Below are 8,051 nucleotides of genomic sequence, written 5' to 3' on the forward strand. Positions count from 1 at the left end.
CCCTACCCCCCACACCCCACACCCCACACCCTGTTTAGTTTAATGCCTTGTTGTCACCCCCTGAGCATTAGCCATTACCCATCCCCGATTTGCTCTTGATGATAAGGACATAGCAAATTCCTAATTACCTGTGGAATCTCCTCAAAATGCTCCAAGAGAAAATCCATCAGGGCAAGATGGCGCAAATCAATTGGCTGGGGACGGCGATAGTTGTGACCGCTGGAAAACCAGCGCTGAACGGTGGCAGTTGAGCGTGAGCAGATACTAGCGATTTGTTCGTAATTCACATCCCATTTATGATAGAATTGTCTAGGAGTCATACCCAGTTGGCAGTTGCTGTAGAGTTCAATTAGATCTTGCTCTCGTTGAGTTAGAGTCCGGGGAGGGGTTCTATATTGATCGTCGAAACGGTATCTCCCAGAAGGAGTTCGTAGCACATTGGGTGATTTCAAATAATTTCGAGGGCCAACAGCCTCAGTGCAAGTCCAAGAATAGGAATCTTTATACTTGGTTGTTAGCGTACCCTTAGGATGCCGAGGTTCAATGTCTTCTTCCCAAGCGGTGTCTGCAACGATCCAAGCCGCACTAGGGGAGTCTTTGTCAAGCCAGATCAGGTAGCAAATTGCCCATTGGCATTGATGCCTGGCGTAGGCGTAGAAGAATCCAATCACAACACCCCAGTCCATTTGACCGTTTAGAGGTCGCCACCTAATGGGTGAGCCTGTTTGATAACGGGGTGTTGTTGTAGGGTTCCAAGTAGCTGGGGGGTCTATTGATGGTGGCGCAATTTCTGTTTTAATGGGGTCAAACAGTAGATCTGAGTCTACCTGGCGGATGGTATTTAAATAACTGGCTATCAGTTTTCCGGTCAGATTCTCAGTTAGGTGCTGGATTAGGACGGTAGCTAGAGTTTTTAGTTCTGGTTCTTCTATATCCATTGACTCTGCATTGAAGTCGGCATCGCCGTAGTGCTTTAAATGGGACAACAGTTGTGTGATGCCGAATTCGTCTAAAGCTTGCTGATAGCTAGGAGGCTGATCGCTTTTTTCTCTAACTGTTTCTACCATAGGAAACTTGCTGGTAATTACATCAATAGTATACTATTATGTATATAAAAGATACGTTTTAAGTACAAATAAGGTAAAATTTGACATCAACTAACAGGTAAACTTATAATTGTCATTATGAGCAAACGTATACAAGTCACCTTACCAGACCGGATTGCAGACGATTTACAGCGATGGGCTGATTACGATGGACGGCCTCTATCAAACCTTGCTGCTTACCTTCTAGAACGTGCTGTTACCGAGGCCAAGAAAGAAGGTGTTGAATGGGACAAAGATTCTTGATCTCCACCAACGGTTGATTAGACCATGAGCCAGAGCGCGCTAATCACCCTTTATCTGAATAACTAGTATGGCTCAATTAATCGAAGCTAGAAATATCAGCTTGTAGGGTGGGCAAAAACAATTTGTTTTGTTTGAGTATTCTAGATTAGATTACTTTGCTCACCCTACTTTAATTGGTATTTTTTTTACACGCAATTCCCTAATTTAAGCTATGAACCTCAGTCTATATAAATTCGAGGATATGTTTAGGTTGCAACGCCTTAATAATCCTCATTAAGCCATTGCTGAAGATAGTATTCAGAAACGCCTAGAAACCAAATACTTTAGCCGCAACCTTAATCCTCTGGTAGATTTTCTCTGACCCATTTACGCCAAGCTAAAATCATCGTAGTGTCATCCTGGGTTTCTGCTTGCTGCAAAAACTGATTGATAATCTCTACAGAGAGAATATCAAAGGTGAAATTGTCCTGACAACGAACATAGTCTCCATTTTGCAGCCGGTAAATTTCTACAGTCTGTCCTATATAACGCCAAACTTCAGGCACTCCTATCTGCTTGTAAATTCCAAATCTCCGACTGGATGAGCTGGTAATATCGACTTCAATCACCAAGTCTGGTGGAGGATCAGTGGCTAAATCTACTGTCCTGCCTTGAATACAGTCAACATTGCCGATGTAGTAGCAAGAGTCAGGTTCTGCACCATGCTCTAAATCCTCCCGATTCAGGGTTGTAGAAGCAAACCCTTTGACCCGAAGATTCAGTTCTTCGGTTAAGGTATTCACCATCCGTTCTAGCAGCTGCTTGTATGTCTCATGGCGATCTGAGGGCATCGTGATTTCTAGCATTCCTTGAGCATAGGCAAGACGCGAGGCTCGATGATCTCCTAAGTCTGCCAATAGCGCCTTGTACGTCTGCCAACTGACGTTTTGTAAGACAATTCTCTGGGTAGTTTTAACAGGTAAATCCTCATCTGAACTAAAAGTACTGGCCATTGATGCAGTGATTGTGGTGAAAATGCGATTGGCCGTAGGCCACGCTACGGGATTGAGCGCAGGTCACGCGGGGCGCGTTCGCATAAATCCTTAACAGCAATGCAGCGCCGACCTGTAGGGGTTTCTCCGATTCGCTACTGCATTCAGACAGCGACTTAATCCAATTGGTCTGGATTAATACCTAACTCACGCAGTCGCGCCGCCAAACGTTCTGCTCGTTGCTTAGCTTCTATAGCTTCGAGCTGAGCTTGTGCCAACTCCTCACTTGCTAGAGGAATCAAATTCCCCTCAAGGGTCATCCAGCGTAACCATAATCGAGGGATATCGCGAAAACTGCCACGCCATAACCCTAAACTTAATCCCAACTCTGGCATCAGTAACCTGCCCTGATTTAGCACTGCGGGTTTATAGTGATCACCAACCAGATGAAACCCTTGTAACTTGTTGGTATAGCGACTAAAAATTACATAGTAAGGTACTCGCAGAATCTGTTCATAAACCTGCCACTTAGTCGGAGGTTTTCCCGGTGCGCTCACGGTTTGACCATGATCTTCATCTTCGGTGCCAGGAGACAATAACTCCACCACTACAAATGGACTAACTTGTTCTTGCCAGATGACATAACTTAAACGTAGGTCTTTGGTTTCATAAAGCCGAGGCACACCTACTACACCAAACCAATCCGGTCGCTTATACCAACCGGGATGGTTGAGATCATAGTAAAGATTGAGGTCACTTGCACTAAAGACTAACTCTGGGTTGGAGTTGGCAGGGGCAAAGGTTAACAATAATAGTAGGGGTTGAAAGAAATGAAATTCGTCAGGCAAACCAGGTTCGTTGGGATTGTCGCTGGGTAAGTCATACATTGTCGGCAGCGATGCAGCGCGGTCTTGGGGGTTTCCCCCATGAGCGACTGCATCAAGAAAGGTTTGCCGAGGTGAAATTAGTGGCTGTGATGGATAAGGAAGGGAAGTCATAGGTATTGTCGATTGTGAATAACTCGATTTATAGTTGTATATCTTGGTTCCAATAAGAACCTCCTGGTAATTTAGTTAAATAGTCATTAATAAATAAAGGTAAATCCTTTTTTGAATGGAGGTATGTCAAAGCCAACAAATCTTGAGTTGTTTGCCTGAGCTCAGCTCTATTTACTAGTTTTGAAAGTTGAGCTGGAGTATAGGCACCATTGAGAACCTCCACACTCGCCGTGGAAATGGCTGCCTCCAGTTCATTGTCAATCAATGACTGCCATTGATCAGCATTGATAGTATAGGATTTTTGGTTATCTTTGAGATTCAGTTTTTGGATTTCCCGAATGAAATCACGAATTGAAGCTGCCCAAGAATTTGCCAAACGCTCCTCTACTTGGTTTTTAATCAAGTTAATCAATGCCTTGTTTAAATAGGATTCAATCTGATGCAGAGTTGCGCGTTTACTCATCTGTTCCAACTCATCTACAATTGCTAAGGCATCTGCGTAGCGTCCCTCTAGGATACTTATTCTGAGATCGATTAATTCCTGAGTCATACCCCAGTCCTCACAGATTTATCGTTCCCTTTAGCCTATCGAAGAAACTGCACAAGTAATCTGGCACGCATATTAACTGAATAAAGTCAATAGCACGGTGCTAGGAAAATAGCTTTCAGAGCAAAAAATTGGTAAGCGATGCAGAGCGGTCATGGGGAGGGGCTGTGTGCGGAACCTGCGTCCGCACCTTGTAAGCCCCGTGGAAACCCCCGCGTGAAGGTAATGGTGCCCTTACAGTCGTCGAATTAAATTCGCCACGGGTCGCACCTCTGCATCGCTTTCTTATCCCCCACACCCCACGCCCCACACCCCACACCCTATGAGGATGGGGAGATGGGGAAATTGTCAAGGGCTTGTGTAATTAATCCTGGCATCGCCTTTTCCATAATCCTTTTAGGCATTGATCAATCCCAAACCCGATGCAAATCCAACAAAAAACCTGGTAAAACTTCTTCACCAGACAATTCAACAGGATTATCTAATCTTTCTACTGTTAACCCCGGTCGATAAACTTCTACCTGGCGTTGTTGGGGATTGATTAACCAGCCTAATTTAGCACCATTTTCCATATACTCAACCATCTTATCTTGCAAAGATTTCAGAGTGTCTGAACTAGATCGTAACTCCACTACAAAATCAGGACAAATATTGGGAAACGTTTCTAGCTGTTCATCTGTTAATGTTTGCCAGCGATGCAGCGCCGCCAAAGGGGGTTTCCCTCACTCGCGCTTTGCATCAAGAAAGGATTAATTTCTGTTTCCTTGATTTAGGATTGCTATAGGAAACCTGAGAAATAAATATCATGGCATATAGTGACTTTACAACCATCTACAAAGTTCAAACGACGTTTAACCTCATTGTTGATGAGGGGAAGACTATATTTAATGATATTGCTCCTATCGAGCCGAGTGATCACTTGAAAACGACGCTTAAGGAAAATCTACCGATCACGAATGCTATCAATACGGAAAAAGCTCGTTCTGAGTTAGTTATTGCTCCGGTTTTACTGGAAGTGCGCCGTATGCTTGATTTCAAAATCGGTTTTTTTTCTGGCACTGAGTTTAATGTCGATAAAGGAACTGGATTAAATGGATACTGTGATTATATCCTTACTGCTTCTAAGGAAATGTATGAAATTCGGACACCAGTTGTAACCCTCGTGGAGGCAAAAAATGAAAATATTAAGGGGGGATTAGGACAGTGCATTGCGGAAATGGTAGCAGCTCAGAGATTTAATCAACAACAGGATCAGGATATTGATGCTATCTATGGAGCTGTGACTACTGGGACGAATTGGAAGTTTCTCAAGTTGGTGAATCAATTGGTGTTTATTGATTTGGATGACTATTATATTAAGGAAATTGATCTGATACTGGGAATATTGGCACACCCGTTTAAGCAGTATCTATGAGGCAAGAGGCAAGAGGCAATAGGCATACTAGCAAGAGGCAATAGGCATACTAGCAAGAGGCAAGAGGCAATAGGCATACTAGCAAGAAAGTAGCCACTGCATCAAAACAATAGTTCTGGATAAAGTTGGTTATGGGTCGGTCTGATTAAGTTAGTATTTTTGTACTAACTTGACTAACTATAAGCGATCGCAAATCAGCATAATGTCCCAATCCATGTCAGAATCCATGTCAGAATCCATGTCAGAATCCATGTCCCAATCCCAATGGCAAGTCCTAGCGCCAGGGGAAATTCCTCAGTGGTTCATCGAAGCTGTCAAATCCTATACTAATGGCTCTTCGGGACATTATGCTGCTCAACTGCTGTGGCAACGGGGAATACGAGAGGAGAAACAACTGGCTGGTTTCCTCAACCCAGATTTGTATCAACCTACCAGCCCTTTTGATTTTGGACAGGAAATGAAATGGGCAGTAAAACGCCTACTGCAAGCCCGTGAGGCTGGGGAAAAGGTTGCCATATGGGGGGACTTTGATGCGGATGGAATCACGGCTACTAGTGTCCTATGGGAAGGACTGGGACAGTTTTTCTGGCAGCACCAACAGCTAAGTTACTACATTCCCAATCGCCTGACGGAATCCCATGGTTTGAATTGTCCAGGAATTGACCAACTGAATGCTGCTGGGGTGAAACTTATCGTTACCTGCGATACTGGCAGCACGAATCTGAGGGAAATTGATTACGCTCACCAGTTGGGAATCGATGTGATTATCACTGACCACCATACTTTACCAGATGACCGTCCGCCAGTGGTTTCTATCATCAATTCCCGCTATTTTGCTGAAACTCACCCTTTATTTCATTTATCTGGGGTGGCGGTGGCGTATAAGTTAGTGGAAGCAATGTATCAGCGTTCACCTAATATTCCCCAACAACGATTAGAGAACTTGCTGGATTTGGTGGCAATTGGTCTAATTGCGGATTTAGTGGAATTATCTGGAGATTGTCGTTATCTGGCACAACGGGGAATTGAACAACTGAAGCAGCAACTGAAAACTCGCTCTCGTCCTGGTATAGCGCGATTGTTACAGTTGTGTAAACGCAGTGGCGATCGCCCGACTGATATTTCTTTCGGACTTGGCCCGAGAATTAATGCTGTAAGTCGGATTCAAGGGGATGCTTCATTTTGTGTTGAGTTACTCACTAGTAAGGATGAGAAACGTTGTGAGCAACTGGCTTTAGAGACGGAACTAGCTAATAGCCGCCGCATGTCTTTACAAAAAGATATTACTAAGCAGGTTAAGGATAAACTTGCCCAACTTGATCTGTCTACTACTAATGTAATTGTCCTAGAATATCCCCAATGGCCAGTTGGTGTTTTAGGTTTAGTAGCAGGTCAAATTGCTCAGGAATACGGACGCCCGACGATTTTGTTAAGTACAGTTTTGTTAAGTACTGAAAATAGCGATAGAGAAAGCAAACTGGTAGAAGCCGGTTTAGAGGATAAACACTCCTACAATATAGCACGGGGTTCGGCTCGTTCTGTTAATACTATTGATCTTTATGAATTAGTCAATTCCCAAGCTCATTTGTTGGATCGCTTCGGAGGTCATCCTTTTGCGGCTGGGTTGAGTTTGCCAGTGGATAATATTCCTTTATTTACCGAAGCGATTAATCAGCAGTTGGCACAAAAACTAGGGACTACGGGTGCTTTGATGATGCCAACCATGGAAGCGGATTTGGTGGTTAAGGTTGCTGAGTTGGGCAAAGCACTATTTGATGAATTGAAACACCTGGAACCTTGTGGCATGGGTAATCCTGTGCCAAAATTGCTGATTAAAAACTGTTGGTTTGAGCAGGTTTGGAATCGTAACTCTAAGGATTTGAGAGGGCGGAAAGTACAGTATATTAAAACTAAATTTGAAATTTGGGATGACTCTACGAGTATGGGTTTTCCTGGAATTTGGTGGGGACATTATCAGGATGAAGTCCCTAAAGTTAGATGTAATGCTGTTGTGGAATTAGACTATAATAATTATGACAAACGCCCAGAAGTACGCCTCGTTGCGGTGCAACCTTGCCAAGAAAATGATTTTTTCCAGTCTTGTTTACAGGTCTCTAATCAGCTGGATTGGATTTTAGATTGGCGGGGAGAAGAGTTACAGGGTGAAGGTTTAACTCCTCTAATGGTTTATGAGTGTCCGACGAGTTGGGATGAGTTACAAGTATGGTGTAGGAGAGCAATACAGGCAGAACGACAATTAGCGATCGCATATCCACCGCCTAAACAACTATCTGCCCAAGACACCTGGAAAAAGTTGCTAGGAATTGCTAAGTTCCTCAGTCGCACGGGTCAATGGGCTACTTTGGTGCAATTGCAGGAGAAGTTGGATTTAAGCGATCGCACTGTTGAGTTAGGACTGAATGCCCTATCAGCGATTGGTTTTGAGGTTTCTTACCAGGACTGCGGGGTACAAATCAGCTGGCATGACAGGGAGTGGTCTTCCGATTGGCCGTTAGCCACGCTACGCGAGCGAACGAATGTTGCTGGGAATGATGCGATTGCGCTACGCGCACGCTGCGCGAACGCAATATTTTTTGCTGCCATTGAGGAAGAACAGTTCCGACGTCAGTATTTTTACCAGGTGCCTCTGTCTACCATTACTGGATATGGCATGGTTGGTATCAAACAAGATTAGATGTAAGCAGTCAGCAGTCAGCAGTCAGTAGTCAGCAGTCAGTAGTCAGTAGTCAGCAGTCAGTAGTCAGTAGTCAG

Annotated in this window: 7 protein-coding genes and 1 pseudogene; 3 read left to right on the forward strand and 5 right to left on the reverse strand. The window is 44.1% G+C overall.

Annotation, left to right across the window (positions count from 1 at the left end; genetic code table 11):
* Positions 1 to 74 precede the first annotated feature (74 nt).
* Positions 75 to 1,067 carry a hypothetical protein gene (locus AC4II3_RS27120; RefSeq protein ID WP_488016321.1) on the reverse strand — a complete coding sequence of 331 codons (993 nt, stop codon included), beginning with the start codon at positions 1,065 to 1,067 and terminating at the stop codon, positions 75 to 77.
* Between the two features lie 117 nt (positions 1,068 to 1,184).
* Here AC4II3_RS27120 and AC4II3_RS27125 point away from each other — a divergent pair, with 117 nt between their 5' ends.
* Entirely contained in the window at positions 1,185 to 1,349 is a 165-nt protein-coding gene (locus tag AC4II3_RS27125) for a ribbon-helix-helix domain-containing protein (RefSeq protein WP_075901161.1), read from the forward strand.
* 335 nt (positions 1,350 to 1,684) lie between these two features.
* Here AC4II3_RS27125 and AC4II3_RS27130 read toward each other — a convergent pair whose 3' ends face one another.
* The 4 genes and pseudogenes from AC4II3_RS27130 to AC4II3_RS27145 all read right to left on the reverse strand — a co-directional run.
* Positions 1,685 to 2,341 (reverse strand): Uma2 family endonuclease, encoded by a 657-nt coding sequence (locus tag AC4II3_RS27130; protein ID WP_488016319.1) that lies wholly within the window; start codon positions 2,339 to 2,341, stop codon positions 1,685 to 1,687.
* A 155-nt stretch (positions 2,342 to 2,496) separates the two neighbouring features.
* Positions 2,497 to 3,318, reverse strand: coding sequence for a Uma2 family endonuclease (locus AC4II3_RS27135; RefSeq protein WP_488016317.1), 822 nt, complete (start codon positions 3,316 to 3,318; stop codon positions 2,497 to 2,499).
* A gap of 28 nt (positions 3,319 to 3,346) precedes the next feature.
* On the reverse strand, positions 3,347 to 3,868 hold the full coding sequence (locus AC4II3_RS27140) for a DUF29 family protein (RefSeq protein ID WP_488016315.1): 522 nt from the start codon (positions 3,866 to 3,868) through the stop codon (positions 3,347 to 3,349).
* A 404-nt stretch (positions 3,869 to 4,272) separates the two neighbouring features.
* Positions 4,273 to 4,560 (reverse strand): annotated as a pseudogene (locus AC4II3_RS27145) (Uma2 family endonuclease); the annotation flags it as partial.
* A gap of 110 nt (positions 4,561 to 4,670) precedes the next feature.
* Between AC4II3_RS27145 and AC4II3_RS27150 the strand changes: the two are divergent.
* On the forward strand, positions 4,671 to 5,279 hold the full coding sequence (locus AC4II3_RS27150) for a hypothetical protein (RefSeq protein ID WP_488015396.1): 609 nt from the start codon (positions 4,671 to 4,673) through the stop codon (positions 5,277 to 5,279).
* 250 nt (positions 5,280 to 5,529) lie between these two features.
* On the forward strand, positions 5,530 to 7,974 hold the full coding sequence (recJ, locus tag AC4II3_RS27155) for a single-stranded-DNA-specific exonuclease RecJ (protein ID WP_488015403.1): 2,445 nt from the start codon (positions 5,530 to 5,532) through the stop codon (positions 7,972 to 7,974).
* The last annotated feature ends 77 nt before the right edge of the window (positions 7,975 to 8,051 follow it).

It is taken from the genome of Moorena sp. (assembly GCF_982860115.1).